This window comes from Gammaproteobacteria bacterium (assembly GCA_003696665.1).
Lineage (GTDB): Bacteria > Pseudomonadota > Gammaproteobacteria > Enterobacterales.
In genome coordinates, this window is sequence record RFGJ01000235.1 from 1 (window position 1) to 1202 (window position 1202).

At 49.9% G+C, this 1202-nt stretch carries 2 protein-coding genes; both read left to right on the forward strand.

What is annotated here, in order from left to right; genetic code table 11:
- Nucleotides 1–312, forward strand: a 312-nt coding sequence (locus D6694_06770) for an MATE family efflux transporter (GenBank protein ID RMH43708.1), incomplete at its 5' end; no start/stop codon positions are given.
- Between the two features lie 63 nt (nucleotides 313–375).
- The coding region (locus tag D6694_06775) for a hypothetical protein (protein ID RMH43709.1) at nucleotides 376–1202 on the forward strand (827 nt) is incomplete at its 3' end.

The following is a 1202-nucleotide window of genomic DNA, read 5'->3' on the forward strand; positions in this document are numbered from 1 at the left end:
CACATCGGCCGGATCTATACAAGCGACCCAGGTGTCCTGAACGTGGTGGTCAGTCTGTTGAGTATTGCTGCCTTGTTTCAACTCTGTGACGGCATCCAGGTGACGCTTGCCGGCGTATTGCGCGGTTTTCACGACACCTTCATTCCGATGCTGATCAGCTTTATTGCATATTGGCTTGTCGGCTTTGGTCTAGGCAACCACCTCGCAGAAACACTGCAGGCTCGCGGCTATTGGTATGGACTGGTTGCGGGCCTGGTGACAGCCGCCATCTTGCTGTCGATACGTTTTCACTTGCTGACACGGAAGCCGTAAGATTTGCAAACTCGGAATACTTGATCCAACATGAAAATGGATTGAGTGGCTGAGGCAAATAAAATGGAGTCGGTAAACAAAATCGTTGTCGTATTGCAACAACACGACAAAGACGAAGCAGCACTTGAACGAGGCCTTGAGCTATCGAAGCGTACAGGTGGTCACATTGTGGCGTACCTCAGAGGCGCAGAACAAATTGAAGGCGTGGCAATGCTGAAGGATCCTGAAAAAGGGCCTGCCATTCGTGCAGCACTCGAGACAGACAAGCACGCCTACATCGATCAATTGATTGAAAAATACAACGCGAAAGATGTTGTCACCGAACGAGTGATAGATTGGGAGGAACACCCCTTTGTTGGCATTATCCGTACAGTCTTAAAACATAAGGCCGATCTTGTCATCAAGGAAAGCCGTCATCACTCACGTCTCAAAACCTTGATTTTTACGCCCACTGATTGGCATTTGCTGCGCAAATGCCCAACCCCAGTCTGGCTGACACATGGTCAGACCAATGCAGCGCCGCAACGTATTGTCGCAGCAGTCAGTTCAGTCTATGTTGACGAGATCTACCAAAAACTTGATGCCCGAGTGTTGGCCTACACTCGGTTCATGGCACAGTGTTTTGACGCTGAAATTAAAGTCGTCAACGCTTATTCTGTTGTCCCACTGGGCATCTCCTTGGACGGCACAGGCATCTATCAGGATGAATACCTCCTCGATCTGGAAAAGCAACATCACGAACAAACCGTAGCACTGGCCGAAAAGTACGGTATCGCAAGTAAATGTGTCGAAACACGCAATGGTGAAACGCCACATGTCATCGCAGAGGCCGCCCGAGAATTCAACGCCGACTTAGTCATTGTCGGGACTGTGGCTCGACAAGGCATTGC